The sequence below is a fragment of the Nocardia sp. CA-107356 genome (assembly GCF_050946365.1).
In the GTDB taxonomy this organism is placed as follows: Bacteria; Actinomycetota; Actinomycetes; order Mycobacteriales; family Mycobacteriaceae; genus Nocardia.
The window spans coordinates 5,434,248-5,459,284 of record NZ_CP191992.1; the positions used below are offsets into that span (position 1 = coordinate 5,434,248).

Below are 25,037 nucleotides of genomic sequence, written 5' to 3' on the forward strand. Positions count from 1 at the left end.
CTCACCCCCGGCCCGGGTGCAGCGCACCGCAGTTGCCGCAGGTGCGAGCTTGTTCGGAGTTGTAGAACTGCTCGAACACCGGCGGTAGATCGGTGACGATATCGCGAACCTGCAGTTCGACCTCGTGCACCCGGTGATGGCAGCGCAGGCAGAACCACACGAACTTCTCGACCGTGCCCTCTTCCCGGATGCGCTCGATGACAATGCCGATCGATCCGGGCTCGGGGCGCTGCGGCGAGTGGTGCACATTACGCGGCAGCATCCACATCTCACCCTCGTGGATGTCGATGCGCCGGGGACCGTCCTCGGTCATCACGTTGACGTGCATATCGCCCTTGACCTGATAGAACCACTCCTCGTACGGGTCGAGGTGGTAGTCGGTGCGTTCGTTGGGGCCGCCGACAACCTGAACGATGAAGTCGCCCATGGGCTTCCACACCTGCTTGTTGTTCACCGGTGGCCGCAGCAGGTGTTCGTATTCGGCGATCCACGCAGCGAAATTGACGACAGGCGGGATGGTCATCGCTCGGACTCCTTTTCGATGGGATCGGGCACCCAGGCCATTGCCTGGATTTCGATGAGTAGATGCGGATGCGGCAGTTGGTGCACGGCGACGGTGGTGCGGGCCGGGCCGACGTGGTCGAAGTACTCGCCGTAGACCTCGTTGTAGCCGCCGAAGTCGTTCATGTCGACCAGATAGGTGGTGATCTGGACCAGGTGGTCGAGTGCGGCGCCCGCGGCGGCGAGGATGTCGCGAATGTTGTCCAGCACGGCGCGGGTCTGCACCCGGATGTCGAGGTCGGTGACGCCGAATTCGTCGACCCGTACACCGGCGAAGCTGTTATCGGGGCGGCGGCTGCTGGTGCCGGAGACGAACAAGAATCCACCCGCAGCCTTCGCGTGCGGGAAACGGCCGCGCGGGGTGGCCTTGCCGTGGACGAGAAATGATTCAGTCATGGCGTTGTCCCATCGTGACACTGGCCCGGCCGAGTCCGGTGACGGCCGCGGTGACGCACGTGCCCGGCGTCGTCGGCAGCGGGACGGCGGCGGTCGCCGCGCCGGCCAGGACGATCGTTCCGGCCGGCAGGGGAAGTCCGTAGCGGCGGGCCATCCGCGCGACGGCGGTGAGGGCATGTAGCGGGTGGCCCAGAATGGCTGCCGTGGAACCGATTTCGGCGATATCACCATCGATGTCGAGTGTCACGCCGAGGTTTGCGAGGTCGAGGCCGCTCGATACCTCGGCCAGCGACTGCCACGGTCCGACGGCGAATCGGGCCGCGGAGGTGTTGTCGGCCACGACGTCCTCGAGACTGAAGGTGAAGTCACGGTACCGGCTGTCGATGATTTCGAGGGCCGGTGCCACCTCGACCGCCGCGGACCGTGGATCGGCACGTGGATCGTGCGGATCGATATCGTCACCCAGGCGGAAGGCGACCTCGGGCTCGACCCGGGGATGGATCAACCGGTGCGTGTCGACCTCACCGCCGTCATCGATCCGCATACTCGCGGTGAGGACGCCGATGATGACATCGCCGACACCCATCTGAATTGCCTTGGCCTTGCTGGTGAAACCGAGTTTGACGCCTACGACGGCGTCACCGCGGTCGCACCGCAAGGACACACCGGCCCGCTGCACCTCGTAGGCTTGGTCGAGGGTTAGCGGCACCGTGGCCGAGAGCTGCGCCATGGCGGTCACATTCCGGACTGCCTCATCCAATTCCGTTGCCAGACAGGCGATATCGGTCACGATGCCTCCTTCATCAGGTCGAGCGCACTCGGGCCGGTCGTCCCGGTCGACGGTCCCAGTGTGTGCACCGCACGGCTTTCCGGACTGGGCTGCGTATCGGCGACCGTGGCGCCCGCTAGGTCCAGATCGCGCCCCAGCACGAACGCCACCTCGGCTTCGACCCGCGGTTGTAGAAACCCCGTCAGCGGCATCGGCTCATGATCAGCAAAGGCCATGTCGGAGAACAGGTGCCCGAAGTCGGGGCTTTCCACACCCAACTCGCCCTGGACCGCGGCGGCGGTGCGCCCGATCATGCGATGTCCGGCCGCGCAACGGGATTCGGTCACCAGTGCCGGCACCCGGTAGACCGTTTCCAGATCCGAATCGCCGATCAAGTCGCGCACCGGTTCGCACGGCGTGCGGGTCTCGGCGGCGGTTCGGAGCCGCTCGGCGGCTTGCTCGATCATTGGATTTGTCACAGGGCCACACACACATTCGTCGGTTCGGTGTAGAAGTGCAGCGAGTGGGCGCCGCCCTCGCGGCCGATGCCGGAGCGGCCCACCCCGCCGAAGGGAGAGCGCAGATCGCGCAAGTACCACGTGTTGATCCAGGACATGCCCACGCGCATGCGCTGGGCGACGCGATGGCCGCGCTCGAGGTTCCGGGTCCACACCGCCGCTGCCAGGCCGTAGTCGGTGTCGTTGGCCAGGCGCACCGCCTCGTCCTCGTCATCGAAGGGGATCAGCGCGGCGACCGGACCGAAGATCTCCTCGCGCACCACGCGGGCGGTATTGTCCAGTCCCTGCCACAGGGTCGGCTCGATCCATGCCCCGCCGGCGAGGTCGCTGCCCAGATTCGGAATCCCGCCGCCGACAAGCACTTCGGCGCCATCCTCCTGCGCCGCAGTGCGAATAGTGCAGCGCGACAGCATGTTTGGGCTCATCTGGATGCAGCCACCCCGGCCGGGTCAACCGGGCGTACACCCGCGCCGACTCGTTTTCCAGTTATGGCGCCAACCGTACCGGGCGCAGAGCGGAATCGGTTTCGCGCCGCCAAGTGATCGGCCACGATGCGGTGGCTTCGTAGTCGGGGGTACCGGTGCGGGCGAATGATATCCACGCGCGGCGCAGCGCTGTGCCGAATGCCTCGACCTCGTTCCAGAGGGTGCCGCCGAGCATCGGTGATCCGCGCCAAGCGTTCTCGGGCCCCAGCAGCAGCGGCAGTTCGAGGCAATGGGTTGCCCCGAACGCCGAGCCATCCGGACGCCAGTCGAGGCGATAGGACTGCGTGTGTGCGCCCGCCCGCACCAGCCGCTGGTTCAGTGCTCGCCACGGCGCAGCGAAGATCTCCTCCATCATCGGCTCGATGTCGCGCCCCTGGGGGGCAAATGCGGTCAGGTCGTCGGCGTTCCAGCCGTACAGCACGTCGAGGTCGGTGGCGAGCTCGCCGAGCCTGTCGTCGGACGCGTCGAGGGGGCCGACCCCTCCGGTCGGACCGAATGGCGGCTCGAAGGAATACGCGGCGACGTTCTTCCACTCGGCGGCGGTCGCGTGGACCGCACGGAGAATGTCGGCGGGGTCGGCGGTGCGCGGATCCGAGCCGAGGTGGTCGGCGAAGATCTCAGCTGCCCGCGCCGCGATCTCGGGATCTTGCTTCGAGATCGACAGCGGGGCACTTTGCATAATGACTCGGTGGAACAGGCCGCGCGCTTCGGGCACCTCCATCAGCAGTCGGGCCGATACACCGCCGGCCGACTGACCGAAGAGAGTCACATTGTCGGGGTCGCCACCGTATTCGCCGATGTGTGCGTGCACCCAGCGCAGGGCCTCGAGTTGGTCCAGGATGCCGAGGTTGCCTGTGCTGATTCCGTCGAGGTGCAGGAATCCGAATATGCTCAGCCGGTAGTTGACGCTGACCACGACCACGTCACCGTCGGCGCTCAATCTGCTGCCGTCGTACCACTGCATGAGTCCGCCACCGCTGTTGAATCCGCCGCCGTGTAACCACACCATCACCGGTCGCGCCCGGTGATCACGCGCAGGGGTGGCGATGGATAGGTTCAGGCAATCTTCGCCCTGCGGAGGGCGATCGTGGGGCCGGCCCATCACGGCGTCGAGCCGCGACGACAGCTGGGGACAGAGCTGGCCACTGGCTGGGTCGTCAGCGGTGACCGGACGCGGCCTCTCGAATCGGCCCGCTGTGGCATAGCGGATGGTTTCGGTGTGCACCGGCTCTGGGGCGATCATCAGGTACTCCGTTCGCACCGTCATTGCACCGATACTGCCGGGTCTGCGGTCGGGCCCGTCGGTCGGTGCGGGTGCTGGGTCAGCGTATCCGGGTAGCGGCGGAACAGCGCGACACCGCCGCCGAGGCTGACACCACAGATCCCGGCGAGGTACCAGGTCACCCCCATCGAGGAATCGGTCGCGTTGAGCAGTGCGGTGGCGATTATCGGAGTCAGGCCGCCCCCGAGGATGGCACCCAATTGCAGAATCAGCGATGTACCGGAGTACCGCACGTGCGTGGGGAATGTGTCGGCGATGATGCTGCCCTGCACGCAGTGCGTCACCGGGATGATGACGCCCATTCCGAGGAATGCCAGAACCGCGAGGGCGCTGTTACCGGTGTTCAATAGCGGGAAGAACGCGACGCACCAGGCCAGGATCGCTACGGATCCGATGACGAACATCGCGCGTCGACCGTGGCGATCGGCGTAGGCCGTCCACAACGGAATCGTTGCCAGCCACAGGATGGCCGCGACTGTGACGTTGAGCACCAGAAAGTTCTTGCCGTAACCGAGCCGCTGGGTGCCGTAGGCCAGTGCGAAGACCATGAACACGTACGCAACCGCGGAGTTTGCGACCACCGCGAGCAGGGTCAGGGATAGCCGGGAGAATCCGACCTTCAACGATTCCGTCAGCGGGAACTTCACCACGTCCGCCTCCGCGAGGACCCGGGTGAACGACGGCGATTCGGTGACGCGCAGCCGGATGGCCAGGCCGATCGCGACGAGGACAAAGCTCAGCAGGAACGGCACGCGCCAGCCCCACGAGGTGAATGCCTGCTCGGACAGTTGGGTACTGAACACCAGGAAGACGGTGTTGGCGAGAACGAGTCCGGCGGGTGTGCCCATCTGCGGGAAGCCGGCATAGAGGTTTTGCTTGTTCGGGGGCGCATGTTCCATCGACATGAGCGTCGCGCCGGCGCCTTCTCCACCGAGTCCGACGCCCTGGACGATGCGGACGGTGACAAGCAGGACCGGCGCCCAGAACCCGATCGAGGCATAGTTCGGGATGACGCCGATGAGTGTGGACGCGAGCCCCATCATCACCAGCGACACGACCAGGGTCGCCTTCCGCCCGATCCGGTCGCCGAAGTGGCCGAAGACCAAGCCTCCGATTGGGCGCGCGATGAACCCGACGGCGAATGTGCCGAATGCCGCGAGTGTGCCGACCGTGGGACTGAGGGACGGAAAGAACTGCTTGTTGAATATCAGCGCGGCGGATGTCCCGTAAAGGAAGAAGTCATACCACTCGAGTGTGGTGCCGGCGAGTGTTGCCAGCGCGATCCCGCTGGGAGCTACTGTTCGGTGCGGGGCAGGGCTACTCGTGGGGAGCTGCTCATGGACGTGACCTATCGGTTCGGGTGAGAGTGCCGGCAAACGCCGCTTCGTGCGGATCTGCAAGCCGTATTTCGAATAGTGGCGGTGTGCGCTATCACATACAAATGCCGAATTTCGCCTGAGCTATTGCTGTCCGGGTATGCCCAAACGCAAATGTCATCAGCAATGAGCGACGGCAATGCCGATATATGCATAATGGGTCGCGGATTCACTATTTGTGCTGCGCGGTTGTCGCGTCGCTTTGTTGGCCAACCCACGGAGGCCGGTCGGAGTCGATTCACGACATCTGAGATCTGCGGTCAAGGCAATCCCGCCGGCAAGAGCCCCCTCAGAACGCCTCGTCTGCGGATGCTGTCGTGACTGACGCACATTTGAATTGATCCTTCGGTGTGGCGGAGATCATTACGGCAGTATTCGCTCGCATACGCATGCCTGTCGAATGCCAATAATTGTTGGCGCCATAGCCATTCAGGCATGTCGCTGAGGAACATCTTGCATCCGGTGACGATGGTGGCGGCGGCGATTGCGGCCGGTGCGGCTGCGGGGACTACCGACACAGCGAAACAGGTTGTCGCAGACGCCTATCGGAGTGTGAAGGAGTTGATCGCCCGCCGATTCCGTTCCGTGGATGTCGGTGTGGTGGAACAGCAGCCACAGTCACCCGCCCGGCGGGCCGTGCTGGCCGAGGAACTCTCGCATGCCGACGCCGGCGCGGACGAGGAACTGGCCGCTGCGGCGCGGCAGCTGTTGCTGATGGTGTACCAGCACGCGCCTGAGGTCACCGACGCGGTCGGCGTCCAGGTGCGGCGGGTCAGCGCCACCGAGTTGGAGATCAGTGCCTGCACATCACGGTGAGCCGGCTGGCGGAGCCACACGGCCTGCGGACACCAGGGCAGCATCGCTGGTACGACCGAGTGCGGTTGCCTGCCAAGTGGGCGTGGCCGGCGCGTGGACCTTCGCGCTGCGTTCACTACGCAAGCATCCGGCGCCGCGGCTGGACGGCACGGTTGAATACCTGCCTGGCTCGGTGCGAATCCGGCTGCTGTACTTGGACTCGGACCCAGCCGAGGTCACCCGCGAGCTGGCTGATCGCAAGAGAGAGAATGGGACGCCGCCGGATTCGGACCGCCGTGTCCCGACGTCGAGACGATACTGCCGACGGGCCCGCTGCGGACGATCGACCCTTGGGAGGACTGGTGAAGGTGCGGATGGGTATCAGTACCCCGGTGGTGTTGGAGATTCCGGGGCGCTCCGCCGAGTGGGAGAGCGAAGCCGGGATCGAGGAGATCGCATGCGTCGCCGAGGTCGGTGATCGGCTGGGCTTCGACCATGTCACATGCAGTGAGCACATCGCGGTCGCGGAGCACTCCGAGTCCGCCATGTTGAAAGGGGCGCGCGGGACCCGCTACTGGGATCCACTGGCCACGCTGTCGTACCTGGCCGCCCGGACAACGCGAATCCGGTTGTGCACCAGTGTGCTTGTGCTGGGATACCACCACCCGCTGGCCATTGCCAAGCGATACGGCACCCTGGACCGCATCAGCGGCGGCCGGGTGGTGCTGGGTGTCGGCGTCGGGACAGCGCGTGAGGAATTCGAGATGCTGGGTGCACCGTTCACCGATCGCGGACGTCGGGCCGACGAAGCTATCGCGGCCCTGCGTGTCGCGCTGGGGCAGCGCGCGCCCGAATTCACCGGGCAGTACGTCCAATTCTCTGGTCTGGTAGTCGATCCGCATGCCGTGCAGCGGCGCATGCCGATCTGGGTGGGCGGCGTCAGCGACGCCGCACTGCGACGTGCAGCCATGCTCGGCGACGGATGGATGCCCGCCGCCGTGACTGCTGAACAGCTGCGGGCTCGGCTGAAGGAGTGTGCGCCCGCCGCACCGGATTTCGAGGTGGTGGTGGGGACACCGGAGCCGCTGGACCCGGTCGCCGCACCGGATCATGCCGAACAGGTGATCGGCGTACTAAGTGCGGCGGGCGCCACCATAGTGCAGCCTCGCCTGCGACATCGGTCGCTCACACACTATCTCGAACAGCTGGAAGCCCTTTCGCGGCTTACCTGCTTCGAAACCGCCGTGACCGACCAGTCACAGTAGGGGACACGGTGGCCTGCCTCGCCAGCAAAGCCGCTCGAGGTGGTTCAGCCCGGTCGTATCGGTGTTCGTCGGTCCTCTCGCTGCGGGCCACGGGTGGTTGTTGGGCTGCGCCGCACTGGCAGGGCGCGGAGGCGCGGCGCATCACCAACGTCGCCGAGGGCGGCGAGTTCGACTGGCACGAGCGGTGTCCGAGCTCGCACAGGAATTTCAGGTAGCGGCGCACGCCGCGCTCGGCGTAGCGCCACAGTTTCTTGGTGGCCCGGTTCTCGTCGGCACCGAGTACCAGAGCGAGCACGATCACCTGGGCGCGGGCCGGTTTCGCCATCTCGAGGGTTTCCAGTAGTTCGTCGCGGCGGAGACTACCTTTGTTGCCGACCGCCCAGCAACGGAACCTTCAACTCCTACTGGAGCCGACACTCCCTGAAGAAGTCTGGGCCATGACGGCTCGGGTTGTGTGTCCGCGCATGATGTCGACGGCGAATTGCGCGTATTCGACGGCAATTTGTTGTTGAGAGATGGGGCCGCCAGGGCGGAACCACTGCGGCAGAGACGTGCACATGGTGGCGACAGCGCGGGCGGCTTCGCGGGGGTAGCGGGTGGTGAACTCGCCTGCCCGGATGCCGGCGGCAACTTCGTCGTCGATCATTCGCTGAATATCTATGCGCTGAGTAGCGACTCGGGAGCGGTTGGGTTCGTCGAAGCTGCGCATTTCGCTGGCGCCGATGAACGCGAGGTCACCACGGTACGCGTGGAACAGCGTGAGGGCTTCGACCATTTTGGCGAATCGTTCGACCGCGGTGGCGCCGTCGTTGCGGGCCGCTGGGATTCGCCAAAGCAGTTCGGACATTCCGAGATCGAAGATCGCGACGAGCAGGTCTTGTTTACTCGAGTAGTAGTGGTAGACGCCGGCGACGCTCATACCGGCGTTGGCCGCGATGCTCCTCATCGTCGCGCCGTGGTAACCGGTTTGCAGGAATGCGGAGATCGCCGCGTCGAGAGCAGGATCGAGTTCCAGGGGCTCGAAACTGCGCCATGTTTGCCCATCACCGGCCGACCGGGCGGATGATGTGCCGGTAGCGTCGGCGGCTGATGGTAGCCGGGTGGCGAGAATGTCGACGGTGGAGACGCCGAGTTCGGCAGCGATCCGGTCGAGCCGGCCGACGGTCAGCGGTGTTTTGCCGTTCTCGATGGCACTGAGGGTCCCCGCGCTGACGCCGATGGTGCGCGCCAGTTCGCGCAGCGAGACTCTAGCCGCCGTTCGAGCCTGGCGTACCAGATGACCCGCACCGGTGTCGCCAGAACCCTCACCCGCGATCTCATGTTCAGGCATGCTGAACATCGTACACACCCCTTGCCAACCAGATTGCAGAGGTACCAGCAGATCACTTGACATCCTTCCGAAGTGTAGTGACGATGGTCACCAACTGAACAGCTACCTATCGAACGTACGGTGAGTGTTCATATTCCAGGTGAACGGAAGGATGCGCGATGGCCGAGGCGCCAGCCCTTATCGACTCGCTGTGGGATTTGCCGACGAACCGGGGCAAGCATGGCTCTGATGACGAAGCGGGGGCGCTGAACTATCCGACGGCTGAGGAGGTCGTGCGGGAGGCTCGGGAGAGCACCGCAGGGAAGGTGTTCACCTGGCAGCGGCTGATCCGGGATCCGAACGGTGATCCGGTGTTGCTGGTACGGTCGCCGGCCACGCCGGCCCAGCCCGCCGCGGAATTCATTTCCGACGTGTCTCCTGGTGCGTACTACTGGCGATCCGATCCTCTGCGAACAGCACTGCCGCGACGAGCCCTTCGCTACCGTTCGCCGGTACGCGCACCACCGGCCTCTGACGGCGAACGCGTCGATCCAGTCCGCCGGCTTGCGGCAACTGGGCCGCGGATTGCTGGCGTTGTTCCAAGCAGACAGGTAAATGCGATCCGTATGTTGCTGCCTCTTGCTATTGCTGCCATCGCCGGAGGTGTCTCACACTAATTCAAACCAAGGATTGATCATGAATTCTCACGACATAGATATCAACAGAGCCGGGTTTCATGCGGCTATGGAAGCCCTGATGATGGACGATCCCCACCCCAGTGATTGCTTTAGCGATTACTTTCAAGATTGTCCCTCACGATGGCTGCAGAGAGCGCTCTACGCATATGAATGGGCAAAACAAACCTACCTTGTTCAGAATCTTGGTTTCAAGCTCTACCAGGAGCTTCCACAGCCAGGCGAAGCTCGTGAAGCTGTCCTACTTCATGAGTCCAGAGTGCAAGAAAATCCGAGACCATGATAACTGCGTGGAGTTGCTCAGTATGTAACACCCGCATGTATGCGGATTACGACTACAGAACGGGCTCTCATCGCGAGTGTGAGAATGGCGTTACCAAGCTGAATCCCGAAGACTTGGCAGCTCTGGCTCCGTGGCTCAATCCCTGTCCTTACCTTGATGCCCACCCAAGGTCAGAAATTGGGGGATGCCAGGTCGCGTCTCATGCCGCTGACATTGCTGTGGACCTGGAGAGGTTCCGGTGGGGTGAGGTACGGAAGCCGAGGTGTAGCACACCCGAAAGCGGCCCGTCGAGACCATCCGTTGCTCGAGACGAGACTGCATCATCCATTCCGGCCGCAGCTGGGGCTGTTGCGCAGATAGGTGACACCGAGGTGGCTCACCGAGAGGAGGGGCTGGAAGGATTTCTTCGTAGTCGTCCTGCTCGAGCTACCCGGCGTGAGTTGCTGCCCGGCACCGTGTCTCGCGGGGTGCGACTGTCGTGGCGGCGGTGCAGCTGATGAGCCGGCCCGCGATGGAGCGGAACGTGGCGGGTGGTGTCCGGGACGGACTTGGACCCCCGCGCTTCCGACCTGCGACGATGTCACAAGGTGTCAATGTGGGTTTGAATAACAGCAGGTAGAACCGCTGCGAATTGTGTCCGGAGGGGGTATCGACCAGTACGCCAACCTCCTGCAACATCGAAAACTGCTGGTCATCGCGAAATAGCGGTGGCGTGACGGTTCTGGTCCGGTTTGCGCAGGTTCGTGCCCCGGCGGTGCCCTATAAGGATGGGACCGGTTCTGACCGGCGGTTTCCTGAGGAACGCTGATAATCCAAGAAACCTTCGCGCACTTGGGATGAGGGATCGTTCTGCCCAGGAGTGGGGCCAAGCGGGAATCACGAGACATCACGAACTCCTGTGTGGGGGTCAGGGTTCGAGTCCCCTTAGCTCCACCGGCTGGCGGAACCGCAGGTCATCGATCTGCGGTTTCGCTGTTGTGTGGTATTGCGCGAACACCTTGCGGAGGTTCAGCCATCCGCGAGCGTCGTTTATGTCCGAGCGATCCACGGCCGTCAACGCCCGACACACTCCGGGCGGGCGGTCCATGTAGCGAGAGTAGGCGCACGCTCATAGCCGAATACCGCCTGTTCGGAGGAGGGCTGCGGTCCGCTCTCGACGTCAGTCGGCCGGCCTCGATGAAATCTCCCGGAATCCCTTCACGGATAACGGTTTCCGCGCACAGTTGCAGGTTGTCCAGCCGCTTCGAGCCCACCATCGTGTGTGCGACGGTAGGCCAGTCGCGGCCCACGAGGCGGAGGTCGGCGGGTGCGGTTCCGTCGCCGAAGTCGAAAGTCTGGAGCGGTGCGTCCTCGTCGATGAGACTGGTGAGCACGCGCTTCATGAGATTCATATACAGTTCACGAGTTTCGGTCATGTGGATCGCTGCTCCCTGGTGTCGCGGTGCTACGGGTTTGTAATCTCCGCGATCACCGTGGCGGGCCCGGGACGCTGGGCGATCTCGTCCGCGACCTCGCGGGCCCGCGCACCGTATGCGCGGTTATCGAGCGCCTTCGTCACCGCCACGGAGATTGCGGTCGCGGCGTCGACAGTGATCGCGGTTCCCGACGCGGCGGCGCGGGCAGCATTGATGGGCTGGTCGGCGCCTTGGGGCCACAGCACCATCGGTAGGCCATGGGCGAGGGCGCCGAGGATGGTGCCGACGCCCCCTGCGCCGACGACCAAATCGGCTCGGTCGAGGAGCTGGGCCAACGGGATAAAGGGCACGTACCGTACGCGTGCCGGGTCGGTTCCGGCCGTGTGCTGCCGGGGTTCCCGATGCGCGGTCGGGTGGCGCAGGGATGCGCCGAGCGTGGCGATCACGTTTACTCCGGTGTCTGCGACGGCCGTGACGGCTGCGGAGAGCGTGTCAGGGTCGGAGAAAATGGTGCCGAAGGTGACGAGCACTGTGGGCCGGTCGGCCGGGTCGAAGTCGGGTAGCTCCAGAACGACGTTTTCCGAGCGGCGGTGGGCTTGTGGCCGGATCGGCTGTACCGCGGTCGCGGGTGTCCATTTCGGATCCTGGAGTTGAGGTGGGCACGGATCGATGTAGCTCGCGGGCGAGACCGGGCGCAGATGTAGTCGTTCGTATCGGATCGCGGCGGCGCGGTCGATCTCCTCGGCGATGATCGCCGGGAGAGCCGGGCCGAGACCCGCTCTGTGCCAAGGAATGCCGAGCCGGGTGGCGACGAGCGGTCCCAGTGCGTCGAACGGTTCGGCGATGACGAGATCCGCGTGCCAGTCGATGGCCCGCTCGACACTCTCGGCGACGGCGAGGTCGACTCGGGCGCCGCCGAAGATCTCTCCGATGACCGGGGGCGTCGGATGGAAGACATCAGCGCCGGTGCGGTCGGCCGCCTCCTGGGAGAACCTGTCGGGCATCACCCCGGCCTGGAGGAACTCGACGTTCCCGGGAAGTTCGCCGGTGATCGCGGTGCGGAACCCGGCGCTAGAGAGCAGCCCGACGGTGTGGCCGGCATCGACGGCCGCCTGCATGAGCGGTACCAGCGGCAGAACGTGGCCATAGGCCGGAGTTGCACTGAACAGCACTTTCACGGGTATCACCTTCGTTCGGTCACGAGCCGATGCTCGCGGCCTCCCACGCTACCGACGAAGGCGTCGGAGGCCGTAATTTTCTGGTAACCCAGGCCGTAATCCCTTGTTCTGTACCAGATTTCGGCAGGCAAGCCGACCTATCGGATGGGCCCCGACCAGTCATGCGGTACGCGGCGCGCGATACAGCGAGAGGAACTGCGGAGCGCTCGACCAACGCACGATAATGGCTCCCCTCTCGTGTCAAGACATGATTCGCAGGTCGGGGTTGGTCTGTTTGGTGATAGGTCCGGGTTGTGGCTTGTCCGAAGGGCCGGTGTGCGGGGTCGAGCCGGTCGCGCTGGAGTCAGTAGTCGCCCCCGATTGCCCTTCCGGGCTTGCCATTTCATGATTGCGCGCCGCCACCGCCTGACAACCGGCAACACCCCGAACGCCAAATCGCTACCGGCGCAACCGGGAACAACTCTCAGCCGCCGAGACCGTCCAACCAGCCCAACACCCTTATGTGGGCCCGGCGATCTCGCCGGGGGCCCGCATAAGGGTCCGTTCGACACCAGTCACCTAGTTGATTCACAGTGCTCCGTCGACGATTCCGAGCCAGAGGTAGTCTCGGGCGCGGGTGACGGCGACCAGTTGGCGGCGGGCGGCGAGTTCGTCGGTGTCCTGTTGTGACGCGGTCCGGCGGCGGGGCCGTTCGCCGGGCAGCACCGGTCCGAGGAGGCCGCCGCGTTTGTCTCGCGAGGGATCAATCTGCAGCCGGACTTCGGTTCCCGTACCTGATCCGTGGAAGTTCCGATACTGGCGGTGTGTGATATCGAAACTTGCTGAATTAGCGGTGCAGTGACGTCGCATCTCATCGCTGGATGGAGTCGGTGCGTGCAGAGCGGCGCGGCCGCGTTGGACGCGGGATTTCATCCCGGATACCGAGATACCCGACTGCTCGGGCGGCGGCGTGTGTGCGGGCGTCGAGGTCGACCATCTTCACCGCGGCAGCTTGCTGGGCGGGCAGGGCGGACAGCATCGGAACCAGGCACGAGGCGAGTTCCTTCTGCACCGCTTCGTCGGTGTCGAGTTCAGCGTCGCCGGTGGATGGGTTGTCCGGGGCGGCGGCGATGGCAGTTCGCGGCGGTGGGGCGCTGAGCGGTAGTAGTCGGTGATCGCGTTGCGGGTGATGGCATACATCCACCCCAGCAGCCGGTCCTGATCACGCAGATTGTCCAGGCTTTGGCCATTCGCAGGAACACGATCGACGGGATGTCGTCGGCGTCTTCCGGGCGCGGGACCCGGCGGGCGATGAAGGCCCGCAGGTCCGGGCCGCGCTCTCGAACTGCCGAATCGGTCGTGTCCACCAAGCGCGGTGCGACAATGCGAATACAGGTTGAGGAGCATCGCATGGCAGACCCGACGGTGGACCGCGCCGCGTTGGCCGCCGAGTTGGAGCGAGCGCGCACAGACTTTCATCAACTGCTCGCGCTTGTGCGCGCCGACGAGTGGAACGCGCCGTCGTCGGGAACACGGTGGACCAACGAGCAACTGCCGTTCCACATGGTGTTCGGCTACATGATCGTGCAGCGACTGCTGATCCTGGTGCGGGTGTTCGATCGGCTTCCTGACCCCGTGGACCGTGGCTTCGCTCGCCTCCTCGACGCGGCAACACGACCGTTCCATCAGGTCAACTACTACGGCTCCTGCCTGGCGGCCCGGTTCTACAACCGGGAGCGCATGGGCGCCGAACTCGACCGCGTCATCAGCGCGCTAGAGCGATCATTCCAGCGTGAGCGCGAGTTCACGCGCGGGATGCACTACTCGACCCGCTGGGATCCCTACTTTCACGACTACATGACCCTCGCCGACATCTACCGCTACCCGGGTCGGCACTACGAGCACCATCGCCGACAACTGACCCTCACCTCGCTCACGTGAGCGGGCGGACTTGCGAGATCCGTTGTCAGTGCACGGGACTGCGGCGTTCGAGGAAAACGGTGTCGCGCCAGACTCCGTCGAGTTGGGCGATGCGTTCGCGCACGCCGATGGTGCGGTAGCCCGCGGAGTGGTGCAGGGCGATGCTGGCGCGGTTCTCCGGGAAGATTGCGGTCGGCAAGGTCCACAGGCCCGCTTCGTCGGCGGCGATGACCTGCTTGTGCAGTAGCGTCTTGCCGACACCGCGTCCGCGCATGTCCTCGGCGACGTAGACGGAGTTCTCGGCTACCCCGCGGTAGCACTCGCGCGCCGAGACCAGGCTCAGCGCCGCCTAGCCCACCACGGCACCGTCGATCTCGGCGACCCACCGGTGATCCGGAAGCCATTGCGTGTCAAGGGATTCACGGTCGGGAACCTCGGTGGTGAAGGTGGCGTTGCCGGTGGCGATCCCTTCGCCGTAGATGCGCAGCACATCATCCCAGTCGCCGTCGGTCATCGCGCGCACGCTCACATCGGCGGGTAGATCGGCCGGACAGCACGGACGCTGGGTGAGCACGCCCATGACCGCGTCCGCGGCATGCGGCATGCCGGTGCAGCATGCCGGATTGACCATCACCACCGTGGAGGTTCCGTTCTTGTGGACGCTGACGAACCCGACATCGGCCAACTTGCGGACATGATGCGAGACCGTGGGTTGTCCGATGTCCAGCGCCTCGACCAACTCGCCCACGGTGATGCCCGCCGGGCGCGTGGCGACCTGATGCAGTAGCCGAACCCGCGTCGGATCGGCCAGGCAGGCGAACCATCCCGCATAGGTGTAGCTTTCGAAGGATTTGCAGGCGTCGGTGCTGGGTGAGTGACTGCCCGGGCCGGGTTGGTGTGGCCGGGACGTCGAGTCGAGGCATGCGGTCGGTGGATTTCGCCCAGTCGAAGAACGATTTGCTGCTGGCGCGCTGGTGAACCAGATGGGTGGCGTGCCAGCCGTCGAGTGTTGCCTGGTCGCAGCGGCGCAACGACAGACCGGATTCGCCCAGCCAGGCCAGGAATTCTGTGGCCCGCATGATCTGGGCGCCGGCGTTTGAGTGTTGGAGTTGGCAGGTATTCGGTTCCCCGGCAGGCCCGGACGGTGACGACACGAGGCGTGGCCCTGACCGATCGTGCCGACTACTCGCTCCGCAACGATTGGTCCGTTCGACGACGTTCTGGGCTGCCTACCGGGACCCTACTGCGTATGAAGGTCCTTGCGGGCCTGCTCAACGAATTGGTGGACAAGCTTGCCAAGGTTGTCCACGTAGCCGTCGATCGCGGTGACGAGTGCGGAGGACTCTCGGTCCATGCCTGCGTCGTCGTTCTCGCCTGCCGTTCCGGGTTCGACGTACTGCATCACGAAGGGGGTGAGCCTTCCGTCGATGACAGGCACCACGACGCTGTGCTTGTAATCGATGATGATGGTCTGCATGCCGTCCGTCCCGGCGACGGTCACGACGTTGGCGGCTTTGGTACCGACGGTGAAAGCGTTGGCGAGCGTGTTTATCGCTTGGGAGGCGAGAGCGCGGTCGTGTGGATGCGCCGTCAGCGCGCCTTTGAGCTCGCCCATCGCTGTCGCCACGTCGCCGAGGCTGTTGAGGTAGTCGGCGTACGCCTTCTGCCGTTCCGCTCGTAGTGTCGTCTCCGCGGTCAACTGTGCGGTGCGGTTCAACTGGTTCGCGCTGACGTAGGCCGCGACACCGGCCGATACAACTCCTGACAGCAGTGCCGCACTCAGCGCGGTGACAAGTGCATATCGTCCGCTGCGGTCCGCACCGCGGGCTTGAGGTTCATTCGGAGCGGAAGAGGTTGCGCCGGGCGGCTCATCAGCAGTCGGCGGCTGCGACGGGTCGGCGGAGGCCGGTGATGGTTGAGGCTGCGCCGCGTCGGCCTCGGGCTGCTCGCCCGAGGGTTGAGGAGCGCTGGGCTCAGTGCTCATGAGAACAATGGTCGCAACCAATTACGCGCTCTCGCTGCAATACCCGATAAAGAGGTCGAGGACCAGGACGCCCGCCATCATTGCTGGTCAAACCATTGTCGTTGTTTTCGCAGGATTACTACCGGGACCCCAACTCAGAGCGCCACCCCTGGGATGCGACGGGTTGCGGTAGCGGTGGACGTGAATGGACAGCGGCAGTGGGGAGGCGGATGCTTCCGGAGGGTGGCTGGCGACCCTGTTCGATCGCGCCCACCGCGATCACACCGTGGCGACACTGCTGGCCGCCCAGAACGACGACGACCGCGACGCAAAGCGTGCGCTGCGGCGGCGGCGTCGCCGACGCCGAAGCCCGGCTCACGCGCCACCTCGCCGCCATCGAGGCCGGGGTGGACCCACAAGCGCTGGTCTCGGCGATGAACACCGCGCAAGCCGACAAAGCGGCAGCCCACGTAGAACTCCAGAATCTGCCGCATGCACCTCGGCTGACCGAAACCGAGATCCGCAAGCTCATCGACTCACTCGGCGACATCACCGCCGTACTCGCGGCCGACGCGCGATCAGACAAGGCGAACCTGTATCAAGCCCTGCAACTCCACATACAGTTTCGGCCCCAACAACAGCTCGCTGTCGTCGGGGCCGACCTTGGGTTTAGCACTGGTGTCCGGAGGGGGACTTGAACCCCCACGCCCGATAAAGGGCACTAGCACCTCAAGCTAGCGCGTCTGCCATTCCGCCACCCGGACCGGTGTGCTCAGCAAGGTTATCGGATGTGCCGGCGTTGACCAAATCGTGGGTTTAGCTGGTGATTTCTGGGGTCGCGCGTTCGGGGGAGCGTACGACGCGCAGGGTGGTCAGGTGCGTTCCTCGACGGTGCGTTCGAAGGCCAGGGGGCCGTGGCCGTCGATGATCTGCTCTTTGCCGGAGACGTCGACAAGTACCTACTATTCGGTCGGGTACTTACCGACACGTTTGTGAACAGGTAGCGAGGTCAGGCGATGGGTGGAAAGAGATCCGGGCCATACTTCTGCGGCATCGACGCGGCGATGGACGTGGTCGGTGGCAAGTGGAAGGCGTTGATCCTCTGGGAACTGGAGAACCATGGTGTGCGTCGCTTCGGCGAACTGCGCCGCGGTCTGCCCGGAGTCTCGGAGAAGATGCTGATCCAGCAGCTGCGCGAACTGGAGGAGGACGGCATCGTCGACCGTGAGATCTACCGTGAGGTGCCGCCGAAGGTCGAGTATCGGTTGACCGAGTTGGGCAGTGCGCTCAACGCCGCGCTGGCACCGCTGGGCGCGTGGGGACGCGTCCGCATCGACCGGATCGGCGCCGGACGCGTGCATTTGCCCGGATGACGGCCGCCGTCGTGCGAGCGCGCCGAGCCGCAGCAGTCCGAGTGCGGTTCGCGGAAGGTGTTGGCAGCTGACCTCTTTCGACCAAACCACGTAGGCTGCAGGGGTCGAAAAGGACTTGGGTCGGCACCGGTAAGCGCCTTTACCGTGGCATCGGAACAGCAGCAGCCCTTGATCGATTACCTCGCACGGGCAGCCGAGGTAGCGCGCGAGGGGCTGGATCTCGGCCAGCCTGCACCGCAGCCTCGATGGCACCCGTGTCGTGAACTACGCACAGACCGAGGACCTCGCCGCCGTCCAGCGCGTTATCGGGCATCTGATGGACCGGGGATTGATCGACGGCAATAAGCGCTTCGGCCACGCGAGTCCGGGGCGGTACGAGGTGGTATTCACACTCGACCGGCACACCCCGTAGCGCACCATCCTCCGGTGCGGGCGCTGCGTCCGCACCAGAACCGCGGAGTCTACTCGGACCATCCGGCTTTGCGGTCGTTGCGATCATCGTGATGCTGATGTGGTCGGCGCGCGAATCCGCACCACAGGCGGTGCGAACCCGGTCGTACGCCGGAGGTTCGGCGTGGCGCGGCCGGTACCAGGTGGTAGGAAAGGGTACGTGTCTGCAAGTGGCGAAGTATCCGGTCCGAACACCACATCTCGTGCCGTGTCCGAGGTGGTCGAGTTGGTCAGTACGCTGATCCGATTCGATACTTCCAACACCGGGGATCTGGCCACCACCAAGGGGGAGCGCGAGTGCGCGCAGTGGGTGGCCGATCAGCTGCATCAGGCGGGCTATACGACCGAATATGTCGAATCGGGGGCACCGGGCCGCGGAAATGTGTTCGCGCGGTTGAAAGGTGCCGATTCGAGTCGCGGTGCGCTGCTGATCCACGGACATCTGGATGTGGTGCCCGCCGAAGCCGCGGACTGGAGTGTGCACCCGTTCTCCGGTGCGGTGCGCGACGGCTATGTGTGGGGGCGCGGCGCGATCGATATGAAGGATATGGTCGGCATGATGCTGGCCATCGCGCGGCAGTTCAAGATCGAGGGCACGGTGCCGCCGCGCGATATCGTCTTCGCCTTCCTCGCCGATGAGGAGAACGGCGGCAAGTGGGGTTCGCAGTGGCTGGTCGACAACCGGCCCGATCTGTTCGAGGGGATCACCGAGGCGGTGGGGGAGGTCGGCGGATTCTCACTGACGGTGCCGCGTCCGGACGGCACCGAACGTCGGCTGTATCTGGTGGAGACGGCCGAGAAGGGGCTGGGCTGGATGCGGTTGCGCGCCAAGGCCCGTGCCGGCCACGGCTCATTCCTGCACGAGGACAACGCGGTCACGATTTTGGCGGCGGCGGTGGCGCGGCTGGGCAAACACACCTTCCCCCTGGTGCTTTCGGATTCGGTGGCCGAATTCCTTGCCGCCGTCGCCGAGGAGACCGGGTTGGAGTTCGATCCGTCCAGCCCCGATATCGAGGGTCAGCTCGCGAAACTGGGCACTATCGCCCGCATCATCGGCGCCACGCTGCGCGATACCGCGAATCCGACCATGCTGCAGGCGGGTTATAAGGCGAACGTGATCCCGCAGACCGCCGAGGCGGTTGTCGACTGCCGGGTGGTGCCGGGACGGCAGGCCGCGTTCGAACGTGAGGTGGACGAGTTGATCGGCCCGGATGTCGAACGCGAGTGGATCACCAAACTCGACTCCTACGAAACGACCTTCGACGGACATCTTGTCGAGGCGATGAACGACGCCATCCTCGCCCACGACCCGCAGGGTCGCACCGTGCCCTACATGCTCTCCGGCGGTACCGACGCAAAGGCGTTCGCCCGCTTGGGCATTCGCTGCTTCGGCTTCGCACCGCTGCAACTGCCACCGGAATTGGACTTCACCGCGCTGTTCCACGGTGTCGACGAGCGGGTTCCGGTGCAAGCACTCGAATTCGGCACCCAGGTGCTGGAACACTTCCTGTTGCACAGCTGACGATCGAAAGGACCATCGTGCCCGACTACTCCTACAACCCCTACGACGCGCTCCCACAGGTGCCCAGCTTCACGGTGACGTCCGAGGATGTCGCCGATGGCCAGACGTTCGACAACGATCAGGTCAGCGGCGTGTTCGGTGCGGGCGGCAAGGACATCTCGCCCCAGTTGTCCTGGTCCGGATTCCCTACGGAGACAAAGAGTTTCGCGGTCACCGTCTATGACCCGGACGCGCCGACCGCGTCCGGCTTCTGGCATTGGGCGGTGGCCGATATCCCGGCGAGCATCACCTCCTTGCCACGCGGCGCGGGCAGCGAGGGCGGGTCGCTGCCCAGCGGCACGGTCACGCTGCGCAATGACGGCGCGTTCCCCGGATACGTGGGTGCGGCGCCGCCTGCGGGACACGGGTACCACCGCTACTTCATCGTGGTGCACGCGCTCGACGTGGACCGGCTCGAGATCGATGAGAACGGCACCCCCGCCTACCTCGGTTTCAATCTCTTCTCCCACACCCTCGCCCGCGCGACCATCGTCGCCAAGTACGAGGTCGCCTAGGAAGCGCACACGTCTGCTCGTGACCGGACATATGCGGTCCGGCCGACCGATGCGTGCGCTCCTGCGGCGGACGGGAACGACTGTGGCCCTGAGCGTTTGCTCAGGGCCACAGATCTTGTGCGAGGTCAGGAGACGTTGACGACCGACTCGGGCAGCGGCGTGGTGTACAGCGTGCCGATCTCCTCGGCGTATTTGGCCGCGATCGGGTTGCGCTTGAGCTTCATCGTCGGGGTCAGCTCGTCACCACCGGGCTCCCACGACTTGCCGACCACGGTGAACCGCTTGATCTGCTCGACCCGCGATAGCTTGCGGTTGCCCGCGACGACCGCGGCCAGCACCTCGTCCAGAATTTCCTTGCGGGTGGCCAGTGCGGCGAGATCGTCGGCGGGCGCGTCGATTTCCTTGGCCCGGATGGCGACGGTGTCCGGATCGAGCACGATCAGCGCGGAGATGAACGGTTTGGCCTCACCGATCGCCACCACCTGACCGATCAGCGACGAGGCCGCCTTGACCGCGTTCTCGATATTGGTCGGGGAGATGTTCTTACCCGACTCGTTGATGATCAGTTCCTTCTTGCGGTCCACGATGCGCACATACCCGTCGGCATCGATGGTGGCGACGTCGCCGGTGGCCAGCCAGCCGTCGGCGTCGAGGGCCTCCTTGGTCTTGTCGGGCTGTTTGCGGTAGCCGGGTGTGATGATCGGGCCGCGTACCAGCAGCTCGCCGTCCTCGCCGAGCCGCAGTTCCAGGCCCTCGACGGCGCGCCCGACCGAACCCGGTCGCGGCTTGGCCAATTCGGTGTAGGTGGCCACGCCGGTGGTCTCCGACATGCCCCATACCTCGCTGACGGTGAACCCGAGTCCGAGGAAGTATTCGAGGGTTTCGGCCGGGATCGCCGCGGCGCCGGATGCGGCGACTTTGAGATTGTCCAGACCGAGCGCGGCCCGCAGCTTCGAGAGCACGAGCACGTCGGCGACCTTGTGCTGCGCTGCGAGCACTGGGCCACGACCCTTACCGGTCAAATCGGCTCGCGCGGCCGCGATACCGGTGCTGATGGCCCAGTGCGCGAGCGCCTTCTTCACCGGGCTCGGTTCGGTGGCCAGCTTGCCGTCGATACCCGCCTTGATCTTCTGCCACACCCGCGGCACACCGAAGAAGATGGTGGGGCGCGCGTCAGGCAGTGCGGCGGCGATCTCGCGCGGATCCGGTACGCAGGTGATGAGAATGCCGGTGAGCAGGCTGATCGCGTGTCCGGAGATGCGGTCGGCGACGTGCGCCGCGGGCAGATAAGAGATGGCGCGGTCGTCGAAACCGACCCGCAGCGGGCCGTTGACCAGCGCGATGACCTGGGCCATCACATTGCGGTGGGTGATCTCCACCCCCTTGGACGGGCCGGTGGTGCCCGAGGTGTAGATCAAGGTCGCGAGATCGTCCGGGGTGACCGCCTGCCAGGCCGCATCGAAATCGAAGTCGGCGGCCGGTTTCGCCTCCAGGTCGGCGAGGCTGACCGAATCGGCGGCCGGACCGTCGACCACCACGATGTGCTCCAGCGCGACGCCCGCGCCCTTGATCACCTCGAGGAAGGCGCGCTCGGTGATCACCACCTTGTTCTCGGCATTGGTGAACAGGTGGGTGATCTGCTCGGCGGAGCTGGTGTTGTAGATGGAGAACGGAGTGGCGCCCAGATGCAGTGCGGCGGTATCGACCAGATTGAACTCGGGCCGGTTGGTGAGCATGATGCCGACCGTGTCGCCGTGGCCGACCCCGAGTCCGGCCAACCCCGCCGCCAGCGCTTCGACCCGTTCGCCGTACTCGCGCCAGCTGATCTCCGTGGTGCCGCCGACCGTGCGCAACGCGACCTGATCCGGACGTAGCTTGACGGTTTCCTGGAATGCTTCGGGCACCGTGTAGACCGTCTTGCCGGACTCGTGCGCGAAACCGATTTCTGTTGTCGTCATCTTCTCGTTTCCCGATATCTCTGGGGTGAACCGCGCCCAGCGCGCAACCGTGCGGTTCCCACACGGCCCGAGACCCGCTGCTCCTGATAAATTGCAGGCGACTCTATCTCATCGTGTCACGCGGTGGGATAGCACCGAGTGGCGCGGCTCACTCATGGTAGCCAGATCGGGGTAATCGTGTCCGTTACTTGGACGCGGGAAGTGCTGGCTGAGCGGCGCGGCGACGGGCGCGTCGAGCCTGAACGCGCAACGTGAAGACACGCCAGATGCGGCTCTTGGGTTTGAACACCGGTTGTACGTCCGGCGCCCATGGCACATCGCTGATGGGGATCAGATGGCCGCGGCGTCGACGTTTCGCGTCGAGATAGGCAGCGGCCCGCGCGCTGAGTACCGGAGTCAGCAACGGCTCCATGGTGACCGTCAGACCGGCCGAGCGCAGCTCCGCGACCTTGGCCGGATTATTGGTGAGCAGACGCACCCGGGTCAATCCGAGATCCTGCAGACTTTTCGCCGCGTGCAGATAGCTCCGACTGTCCGCAGGGAATCCCAGCCGTTCATAGCTGGTGAACGTGTCCGCCCCCGAACGCTGACTTTCCCGGTAGCCGAGCGCCTTGGCGACCAAGCCGACGCCGCGGCCCTCTTGCTCCAGATACACAAGGACGCCACCGCCCTCGGCCCAGATCAGATCCAGCGACTTGTCCAGTTCGGGCCCACAATCGCAATCATCCGAGCCGAGTCCTTCACCGTATAAGCACCGCGAATGCACCCGGACCAGACACCCATCGTCGACGTCGCCGAAGACGAGCACATGCCCGCACTCGGCGCCACCGGCCACTTCCATCACACGAACCTGCAGATCATGCCCCTTGCGGGTGAGCCGATGGGCGGTCTCACCGAGATCGGGCACAGCTGGGGTCAATGCTCCTCCGACGACGATTGGACAGTTGGGGTTGCTGTCGTGTGCGGCACGAGATTTCTCGGGCTGCCAGGCGAACGACGGAACTCTAACTCGATCACCATTTCGGCGCTGTAAATCTCTGTCGAGCCGCGCCGTGTGAGCATCATGCTCCGGCCGGTTCTTCCCCGGCGAGCTGCACGATTCGGTCGATATCCCGAATGGAGGGCATAGCGTCCGGAATATCGCCGAACGACTGGGTAGCGACCATGGCGGCGGTCGCCCACCGAAATTCCGGTTCATCGGCCGGTCGCCGGGTGGTGACGAGCTGATATGCCAGCGCCGCCGAGAACGCCGCTGCGGCGCCCGGCGAATCCTCCAGCGCGACTGGGAAATTCGCGATATCGGCGTTGACGTCGGCGGACCGGACGGTGCACCGGAAGCCCTCGGTCACACATACCGCCCGCACACCGAGGCTGAGCAGTCGCTGCGCATCGTCGGGTCCGGCCGCGACGGAATCTCTGGGCAGCATGCGGCGCAATTCCCATGGCGCACCCACGAGATAGTCGACGGCATCCAGATACTCATAGAGATATTGCGGCGCATCGACCGGCGGCGAGGGATGCACCACCAGCGATGGTGGGTCGGCCAGGCCGCGGACCATGGCCAGCACCCGCCGGACCGCGTCGGCGGGCTGTTCGAAGGTCAGCAGGACCGCGTCCGAGGACTCGAGTGCCGCACGGAGCTTCGGGTCCCGGATGTCGTATGCCCCTTGCCGGATGCGGTCATCCTCGCAACCGATCTTGCTGGACACACCGGTACTGGTGATCATTACCGCCGACACGTTCGTTTGCGCGCCGGGCACCACCCGGACCAACTCGGTATCGACGTTTTCAGTGGCCAGGTAGTTGAGGATATGCCTGCCCGCGTCATCGTCGCCGACGGCCGAGACCAGCCGGACCCGCAGGCCGAGGCGCGCGGCGGCGACAGCACGGTTCAAGCCTTTGCCACCAGCATGTACCTCGAAACTGCCGGGCGTGGACTTACCCGCCGACGGGATATCGCTGATCCGGTAGATGTGGTCGATCACCGCGGATCCGATGACCGTGACCACGCCTTGGCGGGACTGCGAATCCGGCAGCGTGATAAGAACTTTCGGCTCGGGTGTGAATCGGTAGTTCGACACCGAATACGTCGACGCGGCCGCGAGTTGTCCGGCCAGGGCGGTAAAAGCCCGACGTTCGGGCGTTGCCCGCAACGACCGAACCGACGGCGCGTCGGGGATGGATTCGGCCCCGAGCGCCTCGTGCAGCACCCGCCACTGTGCGGTCAGATACTCCCGGCGCTCGCCGAGGTCCGCGGCATACAGGCGGTCCTGATCGATTCCGGCCGGATGCTTTTCGCGCAGCAGGCCGAGAGCCAGCTCGACATCGGCGATCAACCGATTGGTGGGATCCAACTGCCGCGCCAGATCGCTGACCACCGGTAGCACGGCCTCCTCCGGGGATACCCCCTCCTGCTGCGCACGCTGCTGAACGATGGGTAGATCCAGCAGCGGAGCCACGTCGATCTCGGTAGTGCGCAAGCGATCCGCGCTCAGCCCCGAGCGCTTGCTGAGCCTGGTGAGGATATTGCGGATGGCAACCGTGCGTGAGTCCTGCTGGACCATGGGCGAGATCCATCTCCGTGTGGTTCGTCGGTGTTTCGTCGTGGTATCCATGGGTGTTACCCAGTCTTCGGGTTTAGCCGCCGTATGAACCGGCAATTACCAACTTACAACGGCAATTGACCGTAGTGAATGGCAAATGCCACACTGAGTTACGGCGACTGCGGGTCGCCCACCAGATGACTCGGGAGGGCCTGGTGATGAGAGTGATTCTGCTGATCAGGAACGCACGGCGGCGCGGGGAGCCAAGGGCCGGCGGGACCGATACCGAGCTCGAGCCGAACCGCGCCCCGGTCTAGGCGAACGATTCACGTTCGCCAGGACATTTCGCATATCCCAGCTACCTTCGTCGCTTGCTCCATCCAGCAGGCCCCGGCTGACCGCGCCGCAGCGGTCGACCGGGGCTCAGTGCACCTACATGCGGTCGGCG

General features: G+C 64.9%; 26 protein-coding genes, 1 tRNA gene and 2 pseudogenes. 11 read left to right on the plus strand and 18 right to left on the minus strand.

Going from position 1 to position 25,037, the window contains the following annotated elements; genetic code table 11:
* Position 1 precedes the first annotated feature (1 nt).
* From ACQP1G_RS24580 to ACQP1G_RS24610, 7 genes and pseudogenes are all read right to left on the minus strand, one after another.
* Positions 2-523 (minus strand): 3-hydroxyanthranilate 3,4-dioxygenase, encoded by a 522-nt coding sequence (locus ACQP1G_RS24580; RefSeq protein ID WP_433191926.1) that lies wholly within the window; start codon positions 521-523, stop codon positions 2-4.
* Positions 520-957 carry a RidA family protein gene (locus tag ACQP1G_RS24585; protein ID WP_433191927.1) on the minus strand — a complete coding sequence of 146 codons (438 nt, stop codon included), beginning with the start codon at positions 955-957 and terminating at the stop codon, positions 520-522. Before ACQP1G_RS24585 ends, ACQP1G_RS24580 begins: the two co-directional genes overlap by 4 nt.
* Entirely contained in the window at positions 950-1,747 is a 798-nt protein-coding gene (locus ACQP1G_RS24590) for a 2-keto-4-pentenoate hydratase (RefSeq protein WP_433191928.1), read from the minus strand. Before ACQP1G_RS24590 ends, ACQP1G_RS24585 begins: the two co-directional genes overlap by 8 nt.
* Positions 1,744-2,205 carry a 2-keto-4-pentenoate hydratase gene (locus ACQP1G_RS24595; protein WP_433191929.1) on the minus strand — a complete coding sequence of 154 codons (462 nt, stop codon included), beginning with the start codon at positions 2,203-2,205 and terminating at the stop codon, positions 1,744-1,746. Before ACQP1G_RS24595 ends, ACQP1G_RS24590 begins: the two co-directional genes overlap by 4 nt.
* A pseudogene (locus ACQP1G_RS24600) lies at positions 2,202-2,627 on the minus strand (aldehyde dehydrogenase family protein); the annotation flags it as partial. The pseudogene ACQP1G_RS24600 and the gene ACQP1G_RS24595, both read right to left, overlap by 4 nt.
* Before the next feature lie 103 nt (positions 2,628-2,730).
* A complete protein-coding gene (locus ACQP1G_RS24605) occupies positions 2,731-3,996 on the minus strand; it encodes a carboxylesterase family protein (protein WP_433191930.1) in 1,266 nt (421 codons plus the stop codon).
* Entirely contained in the window at positions 3,993-5,294 is a 1,302-nt protein-coding gene (locus tag ACQP1G_RS24610; RefSeq protein WP_433208767.1) for an MFS transporter, read from the minus strand. Before ACQP1G_RS24610 ends, ACQP1G_RS24605 begins: the two co-directional genes overlap by 4 nt.
* 528 nt (positions 5,295-5,822) lie before the next feature.
* Here ACQP1G_RS24610 and ACQP1G_RS24615 point away from each other — a divergent pair.
* From ACQP1G_RS24615 to ACQP1G_RS24625, 3 genes are all read left to right on the plus strand, one after another.
* Complete coding sequence (locus ACQP1G_RS24615) at positions 5,823-6,203, plus strand: hypothetical protein (RefSeq protein ID WP_433191931.1); 381 nt, start codon at positions 5,823-5,825, stop codon at positions 6,201-6,203.
* A gap of 353 nt (positions 6,204-6,556) precedes the next feature.
* Complete coding sequence (locus ACQP1G_RS24620; RefSeq protein ID WP_433208770.1) at positions 6,557-7,447, plus strand: TIGR03619 family F420-dependent LLM class oxidoreductase; 891 nt, start codon at positions 6,557-6,559, stop codon at positions 7,445-7,447.
* Positions 7,448-7,631: 184 nt separating this feature from the next.
* Positions 7,632-7,790, plus strand: coding sequence for a hypothetical protein (locus tag ACQP1G_RS24625; protein WP_433191932.1), 159 nt, complete (start codon positions 7,632-7,634; stop codon positions 7,788-7,790).
* 51 nt (positions 7,791-7,841) lie between these two features.
* Here the strand turns inward: ACQP1G_RS24625 and ACQP1G_RS24630 are convergent, their stop codons facing one another.
* Positions 7,842-8,777, minus strand: coding sequence for a TetR family transcriptional regulator (locus ACQP1G_RS24630; RefSeq protein ID WP_433191933.1), 936 nt, complete (start codon positions 8,775-8,777; stop codon positions 7,842-7,844).
* Between the two features lie 158 nt (positions 8,778-8,935).
* Between ACQP1G_RS24630 and ACQP1G_RS24635 the strand changes: the two genes are divergently transcribed.
* A complete protein-coding gene (locus tag ACQP1G_RS24635; protein ID WP_433191934.1) occupies positions 8,936-9,433 on the plus strand; it encodes a hypothetical protein in 498 nt (165 codons plus the stop codon).
* 19 nt (positions 9,434-9,452) lie between these two features.
* Entirely contained in the window at positions 9,453-9,734 is a 282-nt protein-coding gene (locus ACQP1G_RS24640; protein ID WP_433191935.1) for a hypothetical protein, read from the plus strand.
* A 953-nt stretch (positions 9,735-10,687) separates the two neighbouring features.
* On the opposite strand, the gene ACQP1G_RS24645 is transcribed toward ACQP1G_RS24640, so the two are convergent.
* From ACQP1G_RS24645 to ACQP1G_RS24660, 4 genes are all read right to left on the minus strand, one after another.
* Positions 10,688-11,149, minus strand: a complete 462-nt coding sequence (locus ACQP1G_RS24645) for a TylF/MycF/NovP-related O-methyltransferase (RefSeq protein ID WP_433191936.1) — start codon at positions 11,147-11,149, stop codon at positions 10,688-10,690.
* 29 nt (positions 11,150-11,178) lie between these two features.
* On the minus strand, positions 11,179-12,327 hold the full coding sequence (locus tag ACQP1G_RS24650) for a glycosyltransferase (protein ID WP_433191937.1): 1,149 nt from the start codon (positions 12,325-12,327) through the stop codon (positions 11,179-11,181).
* A 567-nt stretch (positions 12,328-12,894) separates the two neighbouring features.
* Positions 12,895-13,032, minus strand: coding sequence for a hypothetical protein (locus ACQP1G_RS24655; protein ID WP_433191938.1), 138 nt, complete (start codon positions 13,030-13,032; stop codon positions 12,895-12,897).
* Between the two features lie 145 nt (positions 13,033-13,177).
* A complete protein-coding gene (locus ACQP1G_RS24660; RefSeq protein WP_433191939.1) occupies positions 13,178-13,510 on the minus strand; it encodes a hypothetical protein in 333 nt (110 codons plus the stop codon).
* Between the two features lie 206 nt (positions 13,511-13,716).
* Here ACQP1G_RS24660 and ACQP1G_RS24665 point away from each other — a divergent pair, with 206 nt between their 5' ends.
* Positions 13,717-14,247: a DinB family protein gene (locus tag ACQP1G_RS24665; protein ID WP_433191940.1), complete on the plus strand. Its 531-nt coding sequence runs from the start codon at positions 13,717-13,719 to the stop codon at positions 14,245-14,247.
* Positions 14,248-14,272: 25 nt separating this feature from the next.
* On the opposite strand, the pseudogene ACQP1G_RS24670 reads toward ACQP1G_RS24665, so the two are convergent.
* Positions 14,273-15,064 (minus strand): annotated as a pseudogene (locus ACQP1G_RS24670) (helix-turn-helix domain-containing GNAT family N-acetyltransferase); the annotation flags it as partial.
* 402 nt (positions 15,065-15,466) lie between these two features.
* A complete protein-coding gene (locus ACQP1G_RS24675) occupies positions 15,467-16,231 on the minus strand; it encodes a hypothetical protein (RefSeq protein WP_433191941.1) in 765 nt (254 codons plus the stop codon).
* Positions 16,232-16,290: 59 nt separating this feature from the next.
* Between ACQP1G_RS24675 and ACQP1G_RS24680 the strand changes: the two genes are divergently transcribed.
* Positions 16,291-16,887 carry a hypothetical protein gene (locus ACQP1G_RS24680; RefSeq protein ID WP_433191942.1) on the plus strand — a complete coding sequence of 199 codons (597 nt, stop codon included), beginning with the start codon at positions 16,291-16,293 and terminating at the stop codon, positions 16,885-16,887.
* Here the strand turns inward: ACQP1G_RS24680 and ACQP1G_RS24685 are convergent.
* Positions 16,866-16,953, minus strand: a tRNA-Leu gene (locus tag ACQP1G_RS24685). The genes ACQP1G_RS24680 and ACQP1G_RS24685 overlap by 22 nt on opposite strands.
* A 252-nt stretch (positions 16,954-17,205) precedes the next feature.
* On the opposite strand from ACQP1G_RS24685, the gene ACQP1G_RS24690 reads away from it, so the two are divergent.
* From ACQP1G_RS24690 to ACQP1G_RS24705, 4 genes are all read left to right on the plus strand, one after another.
* Entirely contained in the window at positions 17,206-17,562 is a 357-nt protein-coding gene (locus tag ACQP1G_RS24690; RefSeq protein ID WP_433191943.1) for a winged helix-turn-helix transcriptional regulator, read from the plus strand.
* Between the two features lie 259 nt (positions 17,563-17,821).
* Positions 17,822-17,974 (plus strand): hypothetical protein, encoded by a 153-nt coding sequence (locus ACQP1G_RS24695; RefSeq protein WP_433191944.1) that lies wholly within the window; start codon positions 17,822-17,824, stop codon positions 17,972-17,974.
* Positions 17,975-18,172: 198 nt separating this feature from the next.
* Positions 18,173-19,534 (plus strand): M20/M25/M40 family metallo-hydrolase, encoded by a 1,362-nt coding sequence (locus tag ACQP1G_RS24700; protein WP_433191945.1) that lies wholly within the window; start codon positions 18,173-18,175, stop codon positions 19,532-19,534.
* 17 nt (positions 19,535-19,551) lie between these two features.
* Positions 19,552-20,088, plus strand: coding sequence for a YbhB/YbcL family Raf kinase inhibitor-like protein (locus ACQP1G_RS24705; RefSeq protein WP_433191946.1), 537 nt, complete (start codon positions 19,552-19,554; stop codon positions 20,086-20,088).
* Between the two features lie 125 nt (positions 20,089-20,213).
* Here the strand turns inward: ACQP1G_RS24705 and ACQP1G_RS24710 are convergent, their stop codons facing one another.
* From ACQP1G_RS24710 to ACQP1G_RS24720, 3 genes are all read right to left on the minus strand, one after another.
* Positions 20,214-22,046 carry an AMP-dependent synthetase/ligase gene (locus ACQP1G_RS24710; protein WP_433191947.1) on the minus strand — a complete coding sequence of 611 codons (1,833 nt, stop codon included), beginning with the start codon at positions 22,044-22,046 and terminating at the stop codon, positions 20,214-20,216.
* 184 nt (positions 22,047-22,230) lie between these two features.
* Positions 22,231-22,965 (minus strand): GTP cyclohydrolase II, encoded by a 735-nt coding sequence (locus tag ACQP1G_RS24715; RefSeq protein WP_433191949.1) that lies wholly within the window; start codon positions 22,963-22,965, stop codon positions 22,231-22,233.
* Positions 22,966-23,107: 142 nt separating this feature from the next.
* The gene (locus ACQP1G_RS24720) at positions 23,108-24,610 is read right to left on the minus strand and encodes a PfkB family carbohydrate kinase (RefSeq protein ID WP_433191950.1); all 1,503 of its coding nucleotides are present in this window, start codon (positions 24,608-24,610) and stop codon (positions 23,108-23,110) included.
* Between the last annotated feature and the right edge of the window lie 427 nt (positions 24,611-25,037).

What these genes read in the sequence shown, in the direction of transcription:
- ACQP1G_RS24580 (WP_433191926.1), bottom strand. Translation starts at nt 523, where the DNA reads ATGACCATCCCGCCTGTCGTCAATTTCGCTGCGTGGATCGCCGAATAC.
- ACQP1G_RS24585 (WP_433191927.1), bottom strand. Translation starts at nt 957, where the DNA reads ATGACTGAATCATTTCTCGTCCACGGCAAGGCCACCCCGCGCGGCCGT.
- ACQP1G_RS24605 (WP_433191930.1), bottom strand. Translation starts at nt 3,996, where the DNA reads ATGACGGTGCGAACGGAGTACCTGATGATCGCCCCAGAGCCGGTGCAC.
- ACQP1G_RS24615 (WP_433191931.1), top strand. Translation starts at nt 5,823, where the DNA reads ATGTCGCTGAGGAACATCTTGCATCCGGTGACGATGGTGGCGGCGGCG.
- ACQP1G_RS24620 (WP_433208770.1), top strand. Translation starts at nt 6,557, where the DNA reads ATGGGTATCAGTACCCCGGTGGTGTTGGAGATTCCGGGGCGCTCCGCC.
- ACQP1G_RS24630 (WP_433191933.1), bottom strand. Translation starts at nt 8,777, where the DNA reads ATGCCTGAACATGAGATCGCGGGTGAGGGTTCTGGCGACACCGGTGCG.
- ACQP1G_RS24635 (WP_433191934.1), top strand. Translation starts at nt 8,936, where the DNA reads ATGGCCGAGGCGCCAGCCCTTATCGACTCGCTGTGGGATTTGCCGACG.
- ACQP1G_RS24640 (WP_433191935.1), top strand. Translation starts at nt 9,453, where the DNA reads ATGAATTCTCACGACATAGATATCAACAGAGCCGGGTTTCATGCGGCT.
- ACQP1G_RS24645 (WP_433191936.1), bottom strand. Translation starts at nt 11,149, where the DNA reads ATGACCGAAACTCGTGAACTGTATATGAATCTCATGAAGCGCGTGCTC.
- ACQP1G_RS24665 (WP_433191940.1), top strand. Translation starts at nt 13,717, where the DNA reads ATGGCAGACCCGACGGTGGACCGCGCCGCGTTGGCCGCCGAGTTGGAG.
- ACQP1G_RS24690 (WP_433191943.1), top strand. Translation starts at nt 17,206, where the DNA reads ATGGGTGGAAAGAGATCCGGGCCATACTTCTGCGGCATCGACGCGGCG.
- ACQP1G_RS24710 (WP_433191947.1), bottom strand. Translation starts at nt 22,046, where the DNA reads ATGACGACAACAGAAATCGGTTTCGCGCACGAGTCCGGCAAGACGGTC.
- ACQP1G_RS24720 (WP_433191950.1), bottom strand. Translation starts at nt 24,610, where the DNA reads ATGGTCCAGCAGGACTCACGCACGGTTGCCATCCGCAATATCCTCACC.